General features: G+C 64.1%; 17 protein-coding genes. 14 read left to right on the top strand and 3 right to left on the bottom strand.

Translation table 11 applies throughout. The features are described from left to right. Positions 1-59 precede the first annotated feature (59 nt). The 8 genes from EPN33_10820 to EPN33_10785 all read left to right on the top strand — a co-directional run bounded on the left by EPN33_10820 (position 60) and on the right by EPN33_10785 (position 9035). Positions 60-2711, top strand: a complete 2652-nt coding sequence (locus EPN33_10820; GenBank protein ID TAN22132.1) for a choice-of-anchor D domain-containing protein — start codon at positions 60-62, stop codon at positions 2709-2711. Between the two features lie 21 nt (positions 2712-2732). Then, complete coding sequence (locus EPN33_10815) at positions 2733-3818, top strand: alcohol dehydrogenase (GenBank protein TAN22131.1); 1086 nt, start codon at positions 2733-2735, stop codon at positions 3816-3818. 48 nt (positions 3819-3866) lie between these two features. Next, positions 3867-4139: an AbrB/MazE/SpoVT family DNA-binding domain-containing protein gene (locus EPN33_10810; GenBank protein TAN22130.1), complete on the top strand. Its 273-nt coding sequence runs from the start codon at positions 3867-3869 to the stop codon at positions 4137-4139. Next, positions 4136-4564 carry a PIN domain-containing protein gene (locus tag EPN33_10805; protein ID TAN22129.1) on the top strand — a complete coding sequence of 143 codons (429 nt, stop codon included), beginning with the start codon at positions 4136-4138 and terminating at the stop codon, positions 4562-4564. Before EPN33_10810 ends, EPN33_10805 begins: the two co-directional genes overlap by 4 nt. Before the next feature lie 96 nt (positions 4565-4660). Beyond that, positions 4661-5749: a mandelate racemase gene (locus EPN33_10800; GenBank protein ID TAN22128.1), complete on the top strand. Its 1089-nt coding sequence runs from the start codon at positions 4661-4663 to the stop codon at positions 5747-5749. Beyond that, positions 5727-6575, top strand: coding sequence for a hypothetical protein (locus EPN33_10795; GenBank protein TAN22127.1), 849 nt, complete (start codon positions 5727-5729; stop codon positions 6573-6575). The genes EPN33_10800 and EPN33_10795 overlap by 23 nt, the downstream gene beginning before the upstream one ends. After that, the gene (locus tag EPN33_10790) at positions 6572-7243 is read left to right on the top strand and encodes a gluconate 2-dehydrogenase subunit 3 family protein (protein TAN22126.1); all 672 of its coding nucleotides are present in this window, start codon (positions 6572-6574) and stop codon (positions 7241-7243) included. Before EPN33_10795 ends, EPN33_10790 begins: the two co-directional genes overlap by 4 nt. Positions 7244-7385: 142 nt before the next feature. Then, on the top strand, positions 7386-9035 hold the full coding sequence (locus tag EPN33_10785) for a GMC family oxidoreductase (GenBank protein TAN22172.1): 1650 nt from the start codon (positions 7386-7388) through the stop codon (positions 9033-9035). Here EPN33_10785 and EPN33_10780 read toward each other — a convergent pair. Beyond that, positions 8959-10044 (bottom strand): cytochrome c oxidase assembly protein, encoded by a 1086-nt coding sequence (locus tag EPN33_10780; protein TAN22125.1) that lies wholly within the window; start codon positions 10042-10044, stop codon positions 8959-8961. The two genes, EPN33_10785 and EPN33_10780, sit on opposite strands and share 77 nt — an antisense overlap. Here EPN33_10780 and EPN33_10775 point away from each other — a divergent pair. The 3 genes from EPN33_10775 to EPN33_10765 are packed head-to-tail and all read left to right on the top strand — an operon-like array spanning position 9931 to position 12525. After that, positions 9931-10785, top strand: coding sequence for a hypothetical protein (locus tag EPN33_10775; protein ID TAN22124.1), 855 nt, complete (start codon positions 9931-9933; stop codon positions 10783-10785). The two genes, EPN33_10780 and EPN33_10775, sit on opposite strands and share 114 nt — an antisense overlap. Positions 10786-10787: 2 nt before the next feature. Further along, positions 10788-11810 (top strand): sensor histidine kinase, encoded by a 1023-nt coding sequence (locus EPN33_10770; GenBank protein ID TAN22123.1) that lies wholly within the window; start codon positions 10788-10790, stop codon positions 11808-11810. 49 nt (positions 11811-11859) lie between these two features. Next, positions 11860-12525, top strand: coding sequence for a response regulator transcription factor (locus tag EPN33_10765; GenBank protein ID TAN22171.1), 666 nt, complete (start codon positions 11860-11862; stop codon positions 12523-12525). 85 nt (positions 12526-12610) lie between these two features. Here the strand turns inward: EPN33_10765 and EPN33_10760 are convergent, their stop codons facing one another. Both EPN33_10760 and EPN33_10755 read right to left on the bottom strand, forming a co-directional pair. Next, entirely contained in the window at positions 12611-13390 is a 780-nt protein-coding gene (locus EPN33_10760; GenBank protein TAN22122.1) for a GGDEF domain-containing protein, read from the bottom strand. 18 nt (positions 13391-13408) lie between these two features. Further along, positions 13409-15235, bottom strand: a complete 1827-nt coding sequence (locus EPN33_10755; protein ID TAN22121.1) for a hypothetical protein — start codon at positions 15233-15235, stop codon at positions 13409-13411. Here EPN33_10755 and EPN33_10750 point away from each other — a divergent pair. From EPN33_10750 to secA, 3 genes are read left to right on the top strand one after another with little or no spacing between them, the layout of a single operon-like run. Further along, on the top strand, positions 15068-15544 hold the full coding sequence (locus EPN33_10750; protein ID TAN22120.1) for a type II toxin-antitoxin system VapB family antitoxin: 477 nt from the start codon (positions 15068-15070) through the stop codon (positions 15542-15544). The two genes, EPN33_10755 and EPN33_10750, sit on opposite strands and share 168 nt — an antisense overlap. Continuing rightward, a complete protein-coding gene (locus tag EPN33_10745; protein TAN22119.1) occupies positions 15541-15942 on the top strand; it encodes a PIN domain nuclease in 402 nt (133 codons plus the stop codon). The genes EPN33_10750 and EPN33_10745 overlap by 4 nt, the downstream gene beginning before the upstream one ends. Before the next feature lie 36 nt (positions 15943-15978). Then, on the top strand, positions 15979-18813 hold the full coding sequence (gene secA, locus EPN33_10740; protein TAN22118.1) for a preprotein translocase subunit SecA: 2835 nt from the start codon (positions 15979-15981) through the stop codon (positions 18811-18813). Positions 18814-18832: the final 19 nt, after the last annotated feature.

Raw genomic sequence — 18832 nt, 5'->3', positions numbered from 1 at the left:
GCTCAGTACCACCTGAAACATGAGTCGTGGGATATGATTCGGGTGGCCGGAGGTGGAGCATGGCAACCCGGACTATGGTCACAACACTTCTCGGCATCACCGCCAGTCTGGCACTGGCCGCCTGCGGGGGCGGCGGCGGAACCTCAACGGGCGGCGGCAGCAACAATTCCAGCACGCCTGCGGTAACGCTCTCGGCGACGAGCCTGACGTTTGCTTCCGAACCGACAGGCACCAGCAGCACCGCACAGACGGTCACGGTGACGAATTCCGGTCAGGCAGCGCTGACGGTTTCGTCGGTCACGGTCACCGGCGATTTCTCCGAAACGAATACCTGTTCGACGGTTGCCGCGGGCGCGAACTGCGCGGTGTCGGTCACCTTCAAGCCCACCGCGACCGGCGCGCGCACCGGGACGCTGAGCATTGCCGACAATGCTTCCGGTAGCCCACAAAGCGTGAGCCTGAGCGGCACCGGCGCGGCGCCGGGACCTGCAGTTACGCTCACGCCCACCAGCCTCAGTTTTAGTCAGCAAACGCAGGGCACGACCAGCACGGCGCAGACGGTCACGCTCAGCAACAGCGGCAGCGCCGCGCTGACGATCAGCGGCGTGGCGCTCGACAACAGCAGCTTTCAGCAGACCAACACCTGCGGTACGAGCGTGGCGGCCGGCAGTACCTGCACGCTTTCGGTGACTTTCACGCCTGCTTCCACCGGCACGCTCGCGGGCACGCTCAGCATTACCGACAACGCCGCGGACAGCCCACAGAAACTGGCGCTCAGCGGCACCGGGGTGGCGCCGCCGATCACGGTGCAGTCGTTCGCGCCAGCTTCGGTGCTGCCCGGCGGTCAGGTGACGCTCACAGGAACCGGCTTTGATGCGACGCAAAGTCCGCTCGTCACCTTTGCCGAGGCCAGTGGCTTCAGCGCGCAGGTGGCGCCTACCAGCGTTTCGGCCACGAGCATGACCGTCAGCGTGCCGCCTTTTGTGGACGCCTCCAGTGGCGCGCTCGCCAGCGGTAGCTTCACCATAAGTGTCACCCAGACGGCGACCGGTCAGACGGTCTCCAGCGCGGCGCTGCCCGGTCTGGCGGTGCAGGCGTTGCCCACGCTGCCTTCGGCGCAAGGCCGGCTGACGCTCGACTTTCTACAAGCGACGCGGAACTATCTGGGCACGACCCTCATCAGCAGCGTGCAAGGGTCCAGCATCGAGACGTCCGATCTCGATGCCGCGCTGGCGAATGAGTTGACCGCATTGGACACCATCCTGCCGGGGATCCGCGCGGTGGTGAATGGCCAAAGCGCCAGCTATATCATCGGCACTTATGCCGGTCAGAACGTGGTCGTCACACCGGCCGCACTCAGCGAGGTCGACCGCCTGCTGCTGGGCATGCTGGCGGCGCAAGCCGGCTCCAGCGGCGCGACCACGGGGCCACCGTTTGCTGCCATTACCGGGGCGGGCGGCTGTCAGTCGGCAGAGGCGGCGACGGCCTACAACGACTACAGCACGAACGCCTCGCCCAACAGCAACGATTTGACCAATTATTTAGGAGCGCCCCAGACGTCGCCCTGCGCGGCCGCGCAGGCGTTCAGCGACGGCGTCGGCATTATCGCAGGCCTTGGCGGCGTGGCACTGGGCGTGGTGGCTGCCGCGGCGGCGGTGGCCTCGATTCCCGCCGATGCGATCGCCGCCGCGCTGGCCCTGCCCGCCGCCGCCGTGCTTTATGTCACGGTGGTGGCTGCAGGCGGGCAGATTGCCGTGGGTGGTGCGCTGGCGCAGACCACCGCCGCGGGCAAGCAACTGATCGAACAGGGCGTGGCCGAATTTGAGAACCTCGGCAAAACGATGCTGCTCAAGGCCGGCAGCGGCGGCATTCTTACTCAGCTCGGCGTCAACGATCCCGATGCCTGGCTGGGCCTCGGCGAAGCCGTCGTTGACGGCAAGGAAGTGCTCGAGGCCTTTACCAAGGCGCCGCCTTATGACGGCGGCACAGCGCCGAGCTCGACATTTACGCTCAGCCTGGCAACCGCGGGCAGCGGTAGCGGCGGCATCGCGTCGTATCCGGGCACGCTGGCCTGCGGCTCGGCGGGCGGAAGTTGCTCGGCAGGCTTCGCGGCGGGCACGCAAGTCTTCGTCGCCGCAGTGCCGGCCACGGGGAGCGTGTTCACCGGCTGGGGCGGCGACTGTTCGGGTACGGGCGCGTGTTCGGTCACCATGAGCGCGAATCACTCCGTTACCGCCAACTTCGGGCCGCCGCCGGGGACGACGTTCACCGGCTCGGCTTCAGCGCCGTTTAACGGCACCGCCTCGGATCCCGCCGGCGGCGTTTATTCGGCCTCGCTTACCCTGGCAGGCAGCATCACGTTGCAGACTGGCTCGGGCAGCACCTTGCTGTCGGGGTCCGCAAACCTTACCGGCCAGATTAATATCACCGTTGTTTCCTGTCCGGCATCGGATAGCTGCTCGGGTACACCGTTCAGCAAGGCCGTGACCGGCCCCGTATCGGTCGATGCCACAGGACATTTCACTGCGAACTTCTCCAGTGGCACGCATTACCCGCTGATGGTGACACTGACCGGAACGGTGAACGCAAGCGGCATTGTCGCCAGCGGCAGCTTCAGCACGACGCTTGTAGGCACCAGCACCACCTCGTCGGCGCAAACCGTGACGGTGCTGAGCGGGTCGCTGAGCTCGATCACGTTCGCACCGCAGTAAGAGCAATGCTAGTCTGGAACAATGCGAGCCATTGCGATTACGCCCGGAACGGCGGGTGCGCGGCTGATCACGCGCCCGGAACCTGAACTCACTGCGCCCGATCAGATCAAACTGCAAGTCGTCCGTGTGGGCGTGTGCGGTACTGATCGTGAGGAAGTCACCGGCGGACGCGCGATGGCGCCGGCGGGGCAGGCCGAGCTGGTGATCGGCCACGAGATGATGGGCAAGGTGGTCGAGATCGGCCAAAAGGTCAGCCGCGTCCGCGTGGGTGACTATGCGGTATTTTCGGTGCGGCGCGGTTGTGGCCGCTGCGCCAACTGCAACATGCTGCGCAACGATATGTGCCAGACGGGCCTGTACACCGAGCGCGGCATTCATGGCGCCGACGGCTACCAGACCGAGTTTGTCGTCGACAGCGAGACCTGGATTACGCGCCTCGCGCCCGAGTTGGAAGTCACCGGCGTGCTGATGGAGCCGCTGACGATTGTCGAGAAGGCCATCGCCGAGGCGCTCAAGCTGGCGCACCAGCGAAATCCGGAAGCGCAGATCACGCCGCGCTGGATTCACGGCCAGCCTTGTCTGGTCGCGGGGCTCGGCCCGGTTGGTTTGCTGGCCGCCATGGTGCTGCGCCTGCGCGGCGCTGAAGTTTACGGCCTCGATATCGTCGATGCCACGAGCGCCCGGCCGCAATGGTTGACCACGATTGGCGGTCATTACCTCAAAGGCCCGAACGCCAAGTGTCCCGAACCGATGGCGCTGGTGCTCGATGCCAGCGGCTTTGCCGCGCTCGAATTCAACTTGCTGGACGCGCTCGCACCCAACGGCATTTACGCCCTCACCGGCATTCCGGGCGGCAACAAGCCACTGCAGATCGCCGGTGCGGCGCTGCTGCGCCAGATCGTGCTCAACAATCAACTCATGTTTGGCAGCGTGAACGCCGCCCGCGGCCATTTCCAGATGGCCGCCGATGATCTGGCGCAAGCGCGGCAGACCTGGGGCAAGCACATCGAAGGGCTGATTACGCACCACCTTACGCCGGAGGAGTTTGTGGCATCCAACGGCGCGCTCGCCCCGGGGGTGATCAAGGCCGTCGTGGAATGGACCTAGCTGCGTGCCATTGAGCTGTGGTTTTTACCATAGTAAAATGGATCTACTATGGCTCGTTTGAAGATTGACAGGGCGGGGCGCCTGGTGATTCCAAAACCGGTCCGCGAGCAACTGGGACTGGAGGCGGGCGCGGAATTGGAGATGGAACAGTCGGGGGACAGGATTGCCTTGATCCCGGTGCGGGCGACGGGACCGCTCACAAAAGAACACGGCGTCTGGGTGTGGCGGACGGGTGAGCGGCTGACAGCGGCGGAAACGAACAGTGTGCTCGAACAGGTTCGCATGGAACGCGGCGAAAGTGCGCGCGGACGGAAGCGGTGAAGGCGTTCTTTGACACCTCGGTCCTGGTTCCTGTTTTTTACGGTGATCACGTTCACCACGATGCCAGCGCGCGATGCTTTCTAAGAGTGGAGCGCCAGCGTGGCTGCTGCGCGGCGCATAGCTTGGCCGAAGTGTTTGCGACTCTGACGCGGATGCCAGGGCGATTTCGCGTCGGCAGCGAGCAGGCGATGCTGTTCATAGGGAGCATACGAGAGCGGCTGAAAGTGGTTGCACTGGACGGCGACGAGTATGCTGCCGCGCTTGGCTGGGCGGCCGGGATGGGCGTTGCAGGCGGAGCGGTGTACGACGCGCTGCTGGCCCGCTGTGCGCTTAAAGCCAGCGCCGAGTCGATCTACACCTGGAATGAGCGCCACTTCCGGCAGTTTGGGTCCGAGGTGGCGCGGCGTGTTCAAATTCCCGATTAGCCGGCCCTGGCGCGACCGTAGCGAGGCCCAGGATTCTCATGGGCACCTACTTTAGCAGACAACTCTGAGATCGGCTGCGGAGCATCCGATGTAGCTATGCATGCACGCCTGCGGCGGCCAACGGTGGAACTGTTCAGCATTCCGACGGAGCGGCCGGAGTCGGATGGCACCATGGCGTGGGACGCCACCGAAGTGGTGCTGGCGGAGGTGCATGCCGATCGCAGTGTGGGGCTGGGCTATACCTACGGCTCGCCCGCAGTGGCGGCGGTTGTGCATGGAAAACTGGCGGCCGAGATTGAAGGCCGCGATGCAATGGATATTCCGGGCTGCTGGGAGGCGATGCGGCGGGCAATCCGCAATTTGGGGCGGCCAGGGATTTGCTCGATGGCGATGGCGGCGGTTGACCTTGCGCTGTGGGACCTGAAAGCCAAGCTGCTCAATTTGCCTTTGGCCAAATTGCTGGGCCTGGTGCGCGATCACGTGCCGATTTACGGCAGCGGAGGGTTTACCTCTTACAGCATCGCCGAGCTGCAGGAACAGCTTGGGGGCTGGGCCGAGCAGGGAATTGCCGCGGTCAAGATGAAGGTCGGCCGCGAGCCGGTGCACGACTTCGAACGGGTGCGAGCGGCGCGGGCGGCAATTGGGCCCGACATCGCGCTGTACGTTGATGCCAATGGCGCCTATTCGCGCCAGCAGGCACGGCGGTTTGCCGAACAGTTTGCCGCCGAAGGCGTGACGTGGTTTGAAGAGCCGGTGTCGAGCGACGATCTGGAGGGGCTGCACTGGCTGCGAGATCGCGTTCCGGCGGGCATGGAAATTGCGGCGGGCGAGTACGGCTACGAGCTCGCCTATTTCCAGCACATGCTGGCTGCCGAGGCGGTGCACGTGCAGCAGGCCGATATCACCCGCTGCGCCGGTCCAAGCGAATTTGCCCGGGTCGACAGCCAGTGCGCGGCGTATCAAACCCCCCTTTCGGCGCACACCGCGCCCTCGGCCCACTTGCATCCCTGTTGTGCATTGGAGCGGGTGCGCAATATCGAGTACTTCCACGACCACGCCCGGATTGAGAGCATGCTGTTCGATGGCGCGTCCCAGCCACGCCAGGGCGCGCTCTGGCCGGACCTGTCGCGTCCGGGAATCGGATTGGACCTCAAAACTCGCGATGCCCGGCGCTACGCTGCGTGAACTCGAAACCGCTGTCGTTGCGGAAGCGGAGGCGGGCCGCATGCAGCGCTCGCTGGCGCTGCTGGCCGGACTGACGAGCGGCCTGAGCGGCCTCGAGGTGGGCTACATGCACTATCGCGCCGGGTTTGGCCAGCGCATCATGTGGACGCCCATCGTGATGACGCAGGCGCTGCAGGCAGCGGGCATTGCCGCGGCGATTCAGCCGAAGCTGGCACGGACGCTGCTGCCCGCCGTATCAGCGCTAACCGCGGTGGATTGCGCCACCGGCTGGTTCTTTCATATTCGCGGTATCGCCCGTAAGCCCGGAGGCTGGCGGCTGATTGTGCCCAACCTGGCGATGGGACCACCACTGTTCGCGCCGCTGTTGCTGGGCATTTCGGCGTATCTCGGCATTCTGGCCGCGCGCCTGCAGCCGGAATTCAGCAGTGCATCGGTTCCGGCCGGGCTGCGGGAATCCATCGAGCGGCATCTCTGCCTGGCCACGGGAATTGCGGCGCTGTGCAGCGGCGGCGAGGCGCTCTATTCCCATCACAAGAACAACTTCCGTTATTGGGTGCAGTGGACGCCGATTGCGGTGGCACCGGCGCTGGCGGCAGCGGCGTTCGCACGCCGGGGGCCGCGCTGGCTGCTGCCGGCACTGTCGGTGGCGGCGATGGCGGACGGCGCTGCCGGTTTCGGCTATCACGCCCGGGGAATTTTGCGGCGGCCAGGCGGGCACAAACACCTCATCTACAACATCCTCTATGGCCCGCCGGTGCTGGCGCCGCTGCTGTTTGCTGCTTGCGGGTTTTTCGGTCTGCTCGCGACCGCGTTGCGGGGGAAATGAAGCAGATCGGCTACTATCCCGGCTACTCAACGCTTGCCCAGAAGGACTTCTGGGACGATGCCACTCGCGCCGTTGTACTGAAGCGACTGGAGCCGCCAGCACCGCTGCGCTTTTTTGGGCCGGGCGAAGCCGAGCGTCTGGAGGCGGTGGTGAACCAGATTCTGCCGCAGGATGACCGTCCGGCGGAGCGGCGTATTGCCATCGTTCCGGAGTTGGACAAGAGACTGTACGAGCATCGCGGGCCGGGCTATCGCTACGCCGACATGCCGCCGGATGGCGAGGCTTACCGCATGGGCTTGCGCGCCATCGAAGAGATTGCACAGCATCTCTTCGGCGCCGAATTTCTGTACTTGAGGAATCGGGAGCGCGATCAAGTGCTGTTTACCCTTCACGACGGCGAGCCGCCAGCGGCCAAGGCGATTTTCGCGCGCATGTCGGTGAAACATTTCTGGCTGATGCTGGTCAACGACGTAGCCGAGGTCTACTATGCCCATCCCTGGGCGTGGGATGAAATCGGCTTTGGCGGACCCGCGTATCCGCGCGGCTACATGCGGCTGGAGCGCGGGGAGCCGGAGCCGTGGGAAAAACCCGAGCAACGCTACGAGTGGGCGGCGCCGGAAGATTCGTTGTCGGGCGAATGCCGGCCGCTGCCGGGGAGTCACTTGTGAAGACAGCCATCAGCTATAAGCGATCAGCCATCAGCCGTGCAGCGCGAACTGTTCGTTGTGAGGCGGGGCGCGACGGGACTCGGCAATGAAGATGGCGATGGAGGGGCATCGGTTGGGGCCCATGCAGCACCTCGGACCGGAGATGAAATGCTACCGGGAGGAAGAGGCCGTGGACTACTGCATCGTCGGCGTGGGGTCGGCCGGTGCGGTGCTGTTGCAACGGCTGGCGCGGGCTGGGTTCAAAGTCGTGGGGCTGGAAGCGGGGCCGTTCTGGGATACCGAGCGGGATTGGGTGAGCGACGAGGCCGGCTCACACCAGCTCTACTGGACCGATTTGCGCATTACCGGCGGCAGCGACCCGATTGCGTTGGGCGAGAACAACAGCGGTCGGGGCGTGGGCGGCGGTTCGGTGCACTGGGCGGCGTTTGTACCGCGGCTGCATCCCTCGGACTTTCGCACGTACACCGAAGATGGCGTGGGTTGCGACTGGCCCATCAGCTACAAAGACCTCAAACCCTACTACGAGTTGATCGAGCGGGAAATGCCTGCGGCGGGACCGGCATGGTTCACCTGGGGAGATCCGCACGGATATCCGTATGGACCGCATCCGATGGGCGGCGTCGGCGACACCTTGGTCAGAGGCTGCACTAAGCTGGGAATTCGCGTGTGTGCGGGAGGGCCAGTGGCGATTCTTTCCGGCTCGCGCGCCGACCGGCCGCACTGCATCTATCGCGGTTTTTGCATTCAGGGCTGCAAGGTGGGGGCGAAGCAATCGACGCTCATCTCGCACGTGCCCGACGCCATCGCGCATGGCGCTGAGATCCGCGACCGCTCTATGGTGGCGCGCATTCATCTCGGTCCGAACCGCCGCGTCAACGCCGTCACCTACTTCGACCGCGATGGCCGGGAGCACGTGCAGCGCGCTCGCGCCATCATCGTCTGCGGCTACGCCATCGAAACCCCGCGCCTGTTGTTCAACTCGGCCTGCCCAGGATTTGAGCAAGGGCTGGCGAATTCCAGCGGCTTGCTTGGCCATTACCTCATGGTGCAGGCGGGCAACGTGGTCGCGGGGCGCTTTCCGGATCTGGTGCGGCTGTACAAAGCTCCACCTGCACATGCCATGACAGAGGAGTTCTACGAGACCGACCCCAAGCGCGATTTCGCGCGCGGCTTTGCCGTCCAGACCGTCGGTCCGCTGCCCATCGCGTTTGCCAAGCAAATGGCCAAAGCCAAAGGCGCCTGGGGCTGGGGTTTGCGCGAGGTGATGATGGACTACAACCATTGGTCCACTCTCGGCGTGCTGGGCGAGATTCTCCCGGCTTACGACAACAAGATTGAACTGGCGGAAGAAAAAGATGACTTCGGCTTGCCGGTCGCGCACGTGACCTTCAGCCTGCACGAAAACGATCACAAGATGATCCGCTTCGCGGTCAAGAAGGTCGAAGAAATTCTATTGGCGGCGGGCGCCAAAGAAGTCGTCGAGGAGCAGCGCTACGCGCACCTGGTCGGCGCGGCGCGGATGGGCACGAGGCCGGAAAACTCCATAGTCGATGGTTTCTGCCGCACGCACGACATCGCAAACCTGTTTATCTGCGACGGCAGCGTCTTTCCCACTCAAGGCTCGGCCAACCCTGGCCTGACCATTCAGGCCCTTGCCGCCCGAACTGCCGATTACCTGAATCAGCAGGGCGAGGCCATTTTTACCTCGAGCCACGTCAGCCGTGAAAAGCCGCCGGTGCGGCGGGATTTGTCACCTCCGGTAACGTTTGGCTCGGGAGTACCGCGGGTTTAAGCAGGAGCACCAGGAAGAGGGGGACCGCGGCGACATCGATCAGTAGCGTGGGCAGCCACATGAGGTAGCCGCCGAGTTCCTTGTCGGTATAGGGGGTAAGGCCAAAGGGCAGTGGCAGAACGCGATGGGCGTAGGCGGCGTAGGCGCCGACCGGCAGGGCAATTACCACGACGCCTAACATAAGGTTGGCGGTCATGCGGCTGAACAAATAGAGGACCGAAGTCACCGTCGGCATGCGGTGGCTGGCAAGGGGCGAGACGACCGGCCACCAGAAGACGAACGCGCTGAGAAGAAAGCACAGGTGCTCGAGGGCATGGGTGCCATCCGCGCTCAGCGCCAGGTCGTAGAAGTAGGGGATGTGCCAGAGGGCGAGCGTGAAAAAGCCGATGGGCCAGGCGATGCGCGGATCACGCAGGCGTTTTTCGATACGGGACAGGGCAGGGAGGCGCAGGAGGCGCTGCGCGACGGGCACGGGCAGGCCCAGCACCCAGAGAGGCGCGACGACTTCGAGCAGCAGCAAATGCTGGACCATGTGGGCGCTGAAAAGGCGCGTCTCGCCGAGCGGGTCGAGCGGAGAAATCAGCGCCAAAAGCAGGACGACGTCAGCGAATAGAAATGTGATAGCGCGGGGCCAGAAGTGCCATTGCTTCTCGCGGTGGGCGCCGGTGCCGTAGTAGGCTGCGAAATAGATCGTCGCCAGCGCGGCGCAGCCCGCCAGAATGACCGGGTTAAAATCCCAACCCACCTGCGCTTGGGTGCGGCAGAGCTGGGCAGAGTTGCAGGCTCCATAGCGCCATTTGGGCGGTATTTGCCGGTAAAGGAAGGGCGTTGGCCGATTGGCGGTCGTGATAGCGTGGATGGCTGCATAATCTCGATCTTGGAGGCGCAAGCGCCTATGTTCGATGTCATCGATTCTCAATCCCGCCACTGCCGTTGCGGCGGCCGCGGGCTGTTCGGTCCCCTGATCCTGATCGCGCTGGGCGTGATTTTTCTGCTCGATCAGCTTCATGTGATCTCGGCCGGATATTTTTTTAACTATTTCTGGCCAGCGGTGTTCATTATTTTCGGTATTGAGCTGCTGAGCTGGCGTCCGCGCGGGATGCGATTGTTCTGGGGCGTGGTAGCGATTGTGGTGGGCGCGGGCTGGATCGCGAGCAATCTCGGTTATTGGTACTTAGACCTGACCAACTACTGGCCGGTGATTCTGATCGTGGTGGGCATTTCGTTGCTGTTCCGCCGGCCCTGGAGCTACCGGCGCCACGGTCGGCATTACTACCGGACTCGCCGGCGCTCCGGCTGGGCGGAGGACTGGTCCGGCGCGGGCGACAGCGGTGCTACCGGCGCATCCGCTGAGCCCAGTCCGAGCGGCCCGGCGCCGGGCAGCACGGAGGCGAGTGCGCCTTCGGGCGGCGACGATAGCTATATTGACGGGGTGGCGGTGCTCGGCGGCTATCAGCGGCGAATCAACTCGCAGCAGTTTCGGGGTGGGCGGCTGCATGCGTTCTTTGGCGGCATCCAACTCGACCTGCATCGCGCCGAAATTGCCGGCGACGCGGCCACGCTCGACATCACGGCCTTGTTTGGGGGCGCAGAAATCCGTGTACCGGAGCACTGGATCATCGAAATGCACGGCCAGCCGTTTCTGGGCGGCTACAGCGATGAAACGCAACAGGACACGCCCGTGTCCGGCGCCAAGCGGCTGATCATTACCGGCTGGGCGATGTTTGGCGGGGTGGTCATCAAGAACTAGACATGCACCCGGTGCTGCAAAATAACCGCCGCCTGGCGATCTACGTGGCCGCGTGGGTGCCGCTGGGCTTCCTGCTGGCATATCTGCTGCACGCGAGCGGGCTGCCGGTGGGGCATGCGGCGGCGCTGGCGGGGCCGCTGACGCTGGTGCTGGCGTTCGGGCTGCTGCCCATCTGGTACACGTGCCGGGCGCTGCCGTTGAGCAAATATCCGGGCACGGCTTTGGCGGCGCATGGCATCGATGCCGTGGTAGTGGGGTGGGTATGGTCGCTGCTGGCACGCTTGTTGGCGTTTCTCTACGGTTGGCCGATGCTGGATACCGCGGGCATGATCGCGGTCTGGATACCCGGCATTTTGTTCTACTGGCTGGCGGCGGCCGGGTATTACCTGACGCTCGAAGCCGAACGGGCGCAGGAGGCGCATGGGCTGGCGCGGGAGGCGGAACTGCGGGCGCTGAAGGCGCAGATCAATCCCCATTTTCTGTACAACTCGCTCAACTCCATCAGTGCGCTGACGACGACCGATGCCGCCCGCGCCCGCGAGATGTGCGTGCGATTGGGTGATTTTCTGCGGCGCACGCTGACACTGGGTGAAGCACAGGCATTGGTGCCGCTACGCGAGGAACTGGCGCTGATTCACAGCTTCGTGGCGGTCGAGCAGATCCGTTTCGGGGCGCGGCTGCGGTTTGACGAGCAGGTCAGCGATGGAGCGCTGGAGGTGCTGGTGCCGCCGCTGCTGCTGCAACCGCTGGTGGAAAATGCCGTGGTGCACGGTATCAGCGGGCTGGTCGAAGGCGGGGCGGTCGAGTTGCGGGCGGTGTTGCGTGAAGGCGCGCTGGTAGTCGAGGTGCAGAATGCCTACGATCCGGAGAGCACGCGGCGGCGTTCCGGCGGGGTGGGCCTGCGCAACGTGCGGGCGCGGCTGGAAGCGGTGTTTGGCGGGCGCGGACTAATGGAAGTCAGCGCCGCCGATGCACGGTTCTGCGTGACGCTGGCGCTGCCGGTGGAGGAGGGAGCCCGTGCTTAGAGCCATCATCGTCGATGATGAAGAGCTGGCGCGCTCGGTGCTGCGGGAAATGCTGGCGCACGATGCGCGCATCGAGATTGTGGCCGAGTGCGCCAACGGCTTTGACGCCGTGCGGGCGGTCGCGCTCCATAGCCCCGACCTGCTGCTGCTCGATATTCAGATGCCCAAGCTCGATGGCTTTGAAGTGCTGGAGATCATCGACAAGAAACTGCCCGTCGTGTTTGTGACTGCGCATGATGAGTACGCGCTGCGGGCGTTTGAGGTACATGCGGTCGACTACCTGCTCAAACCCTTCACCACCGAGCGACTGCAGGCGGCGATTGACCGTGCGCTCACGCGCCGTCCGCCCGACGCCCGCGAGCTGAGCGCCGCCGTCCATCCGGGACCGCTGGAGCGGATCGTGGTGCGCGATGGCGCCAAGGTGACGATCATTCCGGTGGCCAAGCTTGACTACGCCGAAGCGCAGGATGACTATGTGGCGCTGGCAAGCGAAGGCAATAAATACCTGAAGCAGCAGACGATTGCCAGCCTGGAAACGGCGCTCGACCCGGCGCAGTTCATCCGCATTCACCGCTCCTGCCTGGTGCGGCTCGACCGCGTAGCGCGCATCGAGCCGGCGGGCAAGGATAGCTTTATGGTGGTGCTGCACTCTGGCGAGCGGCTGCCAGTGAGCCGGAGCGGGCATGCGAGACTGAAGGAAGTGCTGGGAGGCTGAAGCGAGTGTTCAGTGTTCAGGTTTCAGTGTTCAGTGAGCGCGGTGGCCCTGGCGGGGCGGGGTGCCGGGCGTCGGCGAGGCTGCGTCAGATGAATCTGCGCGTTTCTGTGCCGGAGATAACAGTGTCGCGCGTGTTTTTGGCCAGCCGCATTCTTTGTTCTGCGGCTGTGACCGCCGCCTTCACGTCCGGCGGTTCGGTCTCGGTGGCGTCGGCCACTCCTATGCTTGCGGTCACTTGGACAGGCGCGCCAATTTTCAGGCGCATCAATTCTTCGCGGATCCTCTGGCAGCACGACGTCGCCTCGCGGCGCGTGAAGTTTGGAAATACGGCTACGAACTCATCGCCTCGGGCGTAACCGCGCCGAAACTCGCCCTTACGGGCGAGCACACTGGCAATGACCTCTGCGAACCCTTTGATGCACAGATCGCCCGCTTCGTGACCAAGGCGGTCGTTGACCTGCTTGAAATGGTCGAGGTCGGCGTATGCAATGGCGACCGGTTGGCCGGCGTTGAGAGCTGGCTTGGTGATCTCCGCCAGCCATTCGTCGGTCACGACGCTGATCTCGGCCGTAGCCGATGTGGGTTCGGGGCTGGAGAGGGATTTTCGCCCAGCTTCGGTAATCTCCACCCAGTTTTCAGTGTCGTTTGGGTTGGTCATCGTCGATCGGACAAGGCCCCCTTTTCGCAACCCTTCGAATGCCTCCGCAGCCGAGCGGCGCTGTGCGGCTGACCAAGCCTCGCCGAACGTCCTCTCAAGCTCGCCCGGAGCGTCACGGCCGGTTAGGTTGTACTTGTACTCGCCGTTCGAGCGCGAGGCCAGCATCTTCAGGATGAGCGTCTCGATTTCGGCGCGCGTTGCTGGCACTCGGGACGCTCCTGTTGGCTAGCGGTTGCCGCCACCGACGGGGACGGCCGTGACCGCCGGACCGACGAAGCGCTTTTGGGCAAGCGTGACCCAGTGGTTGGGGTCGAGCGTGACAGTGACAGGGAGCTGGGCGGCGGGCAGACGGAGCGTGGTCTCGGCGCCTTTGACCATGATTACCGGCAGGGGCGGGGGCGGTTCGGGCTGCATGCGGCGCCTACGCCCTGCTCCGCGCTGCGCGCTACGCAGGGCCGTTTCCGGTTCGCTGACGCGAACCTGAAACGGCATCTGGCGGTAGCGGCCTTGATCGGGTGTCTGCTTCAACGTGATCACCACTTCGTGTGCGGTGGCGTCGTAGCTCCAGGTGCCGCTGACCTTCATAATGCCGCCCCAGTGTAGCCACTGCGGGAAAAACCAGTTGAGGTTGCGGCCGTAGACCGGGCAGGCGGAATCCTGCTGGCAGGCGTCCTGCATGGCTTTTTGCAGGTCGGCGTCATCGGCGTTGCGGTTGCGATGACGCTGGTAATAGAGGCGGATGCCTTCCCAGAAGGTGCGCGTGCCGAGCACACCGCGCAGCATCTGCAGGGTCTGCGCGCCACCCTGATAGATCTGCACCTGGTTGGCGATCACCGCGCCGATATTGCTCAGGTCGTTGTGGACGAGCGGGGAGCCGGGGTGAGCCTCGTAGTAGCGGCGGGCCTGGGCGGCGCTGCGCTCGATGCCCTGGAGGAAGGCGTCGTGGCCATCCTGATATTCGGTGTAGAGCAGCGCGAAGTAGGTGGCAAAGCCTTCACTCAACCAGACATCGTCCCAGTCGCTTTCGGTAACCGAGTCGCCAAAGTATTGATGCGCCATTTCATGCGCCAGAAGCTGACGTCCGGGGCCGCTGGGCGGATAGCCGTAGTAAATGTCGGAGGCCAGCTCCATGCCGCCGCCGGTGCCGTTGGCCTCAACCTGCGCCAGCTTTTCATAGGAGAACGGGCCGATGTGGTCGATGTAGAACTCCAGAATCGGCTGCGTCCAGGTGGAGAACGCCTTAAAGCCCACCTTGCGCTCCTGCGGATAGACCCAGGCAGAAAGCGGAATGCCGTGATATTCGCCGAAGTAGTCAACCGCCATGGGCGCGGCGGCGAGGGAGAACTGCCAGGTGCAGATGGGAACGTGCTCCTGCCAGACGGTCTCTTCCAGATCGCCGGGCAGGGCGATCTGCTTCTGCTTGGTGCCGTTGGAGAGCACCTGATACTTGCGCGGCGCGGTGACATCCATGGTCAGCGTGGCCTTCATCGATGGGTGGTCGACGACGGCCAGCCAGTTGCGCGCCAGATCCGGCCATTCGTTCACGAAGAACTCGCGATCGCTGTGGCGGTTCTCGCCGATGATGAGGCCGTTGGCGGGCACGCCATGGTAGACGGCGGTGAACTGGAACTGCTCGCCGGCGCGCGAGGGTCCCGGCAATGTAATCGTCAGTAGATCGTGCGCCTGCTGGTAACGCACGGCGCTGCCGCCCGCGGCCGCGACGGCCGTGACGACCATGCCGGTGCCGGCCGACGGGGCGAGGGCGGTTTTCGGCGCGCCGTAGGGTTCGCGCGGCAGGCAAGGATTGGCTGAATTGGCGGGCTCGGACTGGCTGCGGTACTGGCACAGGTTCAGCCAGACGGAGCGCACGCCGCTCTCAGTGAAATGCAGCGTGACGGTGTCGCGCACGGCGACGGAGTTGTTGGCGTCGGTCAGCGAGACGGCGAAGGTGTAGTGATCGACGACATAGCCCTTGGGCCGCGGCACGGTATCGGCCCACAGGGGCAAGGTAGCGAACAACGCCAGTCCAACGGCCCAGCCATGGAGTTTCATGACTGGAACTGTATCCGTCGGGGCGCACCGGCGTCAACGGAGAACTCACGCCGGCGTGTTAGCCTAAGCCACATGACGCGCACAAATCTTGTGCTGGATGAGAAGCTGCTGGCGGCAGCGCAGTGCGTGGCCGGCGCAGGGACCTATTCGGCCACGGTGAACCATGCGCTGGCGGAGTTGGTGCGGATCAATCAGTTGCGCGGTTTGGACGATTGGACTGGATCGGGGGTTTGGGAGGGAGACCTGGCCGCGATGCGGGAAGATAAGCCGCGTATTCCGCAGGGGCGGCGCCCGCGGCGGCGCAAATGATTCTGGTCGACACCTCGATCTGGATTGAGCTGCAGCGGCCGGGGCAGACGCTGAAGCTGCCCGGGCGGCTGCAGGTGCGGTTGGCGACCTGCGGACCAGTCATCCAGGAAGTATTGCAAGGAGAATCGCTGGCGCGGAGTCTGACCTCATTCCGGAGCGCGCTGCTGGCGCTGCCGCGCTACGGCGATCCGCTCCCCCTGGAGCTGTTTCTGCGTGCGGCCGAGCGGTACCAATGGGGGCGGGCGCGCGGCTTGACCATCCGCTCGTCGGTGGATTGTCTGATTGCCGCCATCGCGCTCGCGCATCAGCTTCCGGTGTGGCACCAGGACCGCGACTTCGACGCCATAGCCCGGTTCACGCCGTTGCGCGTCATCTCGGGCCTGCGGCGCGCGTGGTAAAATTGGGTGTTCTTGGTCTAGCTGTTTTCCCACGCCATGCCCTCGATTGTTGCCAAGGTTTTTGGAACTAAAAACGAGCGCGAAGTCTCGCGCCTGAACCCGCAGGTCGGGGAGATCAATGACCTGGAAGCGGCCATGCAGGCCCTCAGTGATGAGGAGATGCGGGCCAAGACGGCGGAGTTCCGGGCGCTGATCCGGGAGCGGGTGGAGCAGGCGCCGGACGATCCCAAGGAAAAAGAAGCGGCCGAGAAGGCGGCGCTCGACGAGTTGCTGGCGCCGGCGTTCGCGCTGGTGCGCGAAGCCGGACGGCGCGTCTTGCAGATGCGGCACTTTGATGTGCAGTTGATCGGCGGGATGGTGCTGCACCACGGCAAGATCGCGGAAATGAAAACCGGCGAAGGCAAGACGCTGGTGGCCACGCTGCCGGTGTACCTGAACGCGCTGGCCGGCCATGGCGTGCATGTGGTGACCGTCAACGACTATCTGGCGCGGCGCGACTCGGAATGGATGGGCCGGCTGTATACCTTTTTAGGACTGACGGTGGGCGTCATCAGCCACGATCTGGACGATGCGGAGCGCAAGGCCGCTTACGCCGCCGACATCACCTACGGCACCAACAACGAGTTCGGCTTTGATTACTTGCGGGACAACATGAAGTTCGATGTGGCCGACTGCGTGCAGCGCGGCCACCACTTCGGCATCGTCGATGAAGTGGACTCGATCCTGATCGACGAGGCGCGCACGCCGCTGATCATCTCGGGGCCGTCAGAAGAATCCACGGAGAAGTACTACCGCATTGACCGCATCATCCCCAGCCTGAAGCGCGGCGATCCGCCGGGCGATAACGACAAGCCCGCGACCGGCGATTTCTTCCTCGACGAAAAGCAGCGCACGGCGACGCTCACCGAAGAGGGCGTGGCGAAGTGCGAAGAGGCGCTGGGCGTCGAGAACATGTACGACATCGCCAACATGGAACTCATCCACCATGTCTACCAGGCGCTGCGGGCGCATACGCTCTACAAACGCGACGTGGACTACGTCGTCAAAGAGGACAAGAACGACGAGAACGGCCAGATCGAAAAGCAGGTCATCATCGTGGACGAGTTTACCGGCCGGCTGATGCCGGGGCGGCGCTGGTCGGATGGACTGCACCAGGCGGTCGAGGCCAAAGAAGGTGTCAAGATCCAGCGCGAGAACCAGACGCTGGCGACCATCACCTTCCAGAACTATTTCCGCATGTACAAGAAGCTCGCCGGCATGACGGGCACGGCGGAAACCGAAGCCAACGAATTTCACTCGACCTACAAGCTCGACCTCACCGTCATCCCGACCAACAAGCCGCTGATCCGCAAAGAATTTCCGGATGTGGTGTACCGGACGGAGCGGGAAAAATTCAACGCCGTGGTCGATGAAATTGCCGACTGCGCCGGACGCAAGCAGCCGGTGCTGGTGGGCACGATCTCGGTCGAGAAATCCGAGCGCGTCGCCGACCTGTTGCGAAAGAAGAAGATTGCGCATGTCGTGCTGAACGCCAAGCACCACGAGAAGGAAGCCGAAATCGTGGCCCAGGCAGGGCGCATGGGGGCAGTGACGATTGCCACCAACATGGCCGGCCGCGGCACCGATATTCTGCTGGGCGGCAATCCGGAAACGCTGGCGCGCGCGGCGCTGCTCAAAAAGGGCATCAACTACGACGAGCTGGCGGCGGAGGAGCGCGCGGCGGCGCTCATCCCCTATAAAGCCGAGACCGACCGCGAGCACGATGAAGTGGTTGCCCTGGGCGGGCTGCACATCATCGGCACCGAGCGGCACGAATCGCGGCGCATTGACAACCAGTTGCGCGGGCGCGCGGGGCGGCAGGGCGATCCGGGTTCATCGCGCTTTTATCTGTCGCTGGAAGACGATCTGCTGCGCATTTTCGGGGGCGAGAAGATTTCCGGGCTGATGCTGCGGCTGGGCATGGAAGAGGGCACGCCCATCGAGAGCAAGCTGATCACCAAGCGCATCGCCGCGGCGCAGGAGCAGGTGGAGGCGCAGCACTTCGACAGCCGCAAGCATTTGCTCGAGTATGACGATGTGATGAACAAGCAGCGCGAGGCCATCTACGGCATGCGCCACGATCTGCTCGCCGGACTCGATCAGAAAGACTTTTTGCTGGGCGTGGCCGATGGCCTCATCGAAGGCTATCTCACGCAGTACTGCGGCAAAGACGTGCATCCCGACAACTGGAACGTAGCGTCGCTGCGCACCGCAGTCAAGGAGCAGTTCGGCGTTGATTTTCAGGACGACAAGGACGGCTTCGACATCAATCAGCTCGCGCACGATGAGCTGCACCGGGCGCTGATGGGACTGATCGAGACGAAGTACAACGAGAAGGAAGAGCTGATTGGCGCGCCGCAGCTTCGCCATTTCGAACGGCTGGTGATGCTGCAGATTCTCGACAACCTGTGGAAAGACAACCTGTTGGCGATGGATCACCTGAAGGAAGGCATCGGCCTGCGGGGCTACGGGCAGCGCGATCCGCTGATCGAGTACAAGAAAGAATCGTTCGACATGTTCCAGGATTTGATGGACCGCATCGAGAACGACAGTCTGCGGACCATCTGCACCGCCCGCATCCAGACGCGGGAGGAGCAGGAAGCGGAGATGGCGGCACGGCGCGACGCCGAAGCCCAGGCGCTGCGCGACTACGAGCGCGAAATGGAACGGCGCAAGAAGAAGCAGGCGCGCGAGCTGCGCTTCTCCGGCGGCGACGATTCCGGCGGCACGGCGGTGGCGACGGTGGTGCGCAACGACGACAAGGTCGGGCGGAATGATCCGTGCCCCTGTGGCAGCGGGAAGAAGTACAAAAAGTGCCACGGGGTGGCGTAGGGATCAGAGACCAGGGGCC

It is taken from the genome of Acidobacteriota bacterium (genome assembly GCA_004299485.1).
Classification (GTDB): domain Bacteria; phylum Acidobacteriota; class Terriglobia; order Terriglobales; family SCQP01; genus SCQP01.
The sequence above is the reverse complement of the archived record's forward strand: the minus strand, read 5'-3'. Positions and strand labels throughout refer to the sequence as shown.

What these genes read in the sequence shown, in the direction of transcription:
- EPN33_10810 (TAN22130.1), top strand. Translation starts at nt 3,867, where the DNA reads ATGGCTCGTTTGAAGATTGACAGGGCGGGGCGCCTGGTGATTCCAAAA.
- EPN33_10785 (TAN22172.1), top strand. Translation starts at nt 7,386, where the DNA reads ATGAAATGCTACCGGGAGGAAGAGGCCGTGGACTACTGCATCGTCGGC.
- EPN33_10780 (TAN22125.1), bottom strand. Translation starts at nt 10,044, where the DNA reads ATGAAGCTGATCGAGCAGAAAAATCACGCCCAGCGCGATCAGGATCAG.
- EPN33_10775 (TAN22124.1), top strand. Translation starts at nt 9,931, where the DNA reads ATGTTCGATGTCATCGATTCTCAATCCCGCCACTGCCGTTGCGGCGGC.
- EPN33_10755 (TAN22121.1), bottom strand. Translation starts at nt 15,235, where the DNA reads ATGAAACTCCATGGCTGGGCCGTTGGACTGGCGTTGTTCGCTACCTTG.
- EPN33_10795 (TAN22127.1), top strand. Translation starts at nt 5,727, where the DNA reads ATGCCCGGCGCTACGCTGCGTGAACTCGAAACCGCTGTCGTTGCGGAA.
- EPN33_10745 (TAN22119.1), top strand. Translation starts at nt 15,541, where the DNA reads ATGATTCTGGTCGACACCTCGATCTGGATTGAGCTGCAGCGGCCGGGG.
- EPN33_10765 (TAN22171.1), top strand. Translation starts at nt 11,860, where the DNA reads ATGCTGGCGCACGATGCGCGCATCGAGATTGTGGCCGAGTGCGCCAAC.
- EPN33_10815 (TAN22131.1), top strand. Translation starts at nt 2,733, where the DNA reads ATGCGAGCCATTGCGATTACGCCCGGAACGGCGGGTGCGCGGCTGATC.
- EPN33_10790 (TAN22126.1), top strand. Translation starts at nt 6,572, where the DNA reads ATGAAGCAGATCGGCTACTATCCCGGCTACTCAACGCTTGCCCAGAAG.
- EPN33_10800 (TAN22128.1), top strand. Translation starts at nt 4,661, where the DNA reads ATGCATGCACGCCTGCGGCGGCCAACGGTGGAACTGTTCAGCATTCCG.
- EPN33_10770 (TAN22123.1), top strand. Translation starts at nt 10,788, where the DNA reads ATGCACCCGGTGCTGCAAAATAACCGCCGCCTGGCGATCTACGTGGCC.
- EPN33_10750 (TAN22120.1), top strand. Translation starts at nt 15,068, where the DNA reads ATGCAGCGTGACGGTGTCGCGCACGGCGACGGAGTTGTTGGCGTCGGT.
- secA (TAN22118.1), top strand. Translation starts at nt 15,979, where the DNA reads ATGCCCTCGATTGTTGCCAAGGTTTTTGGAACTAAAAACGAGCGCGAA.
- EPN33_10820 (TAN22132.1), top strand. Translation starts at nt 60, where the DNA reads ATGGCAACCCGGACTATGGTCACAACACTTCTCGGCATCACCGCCAGT.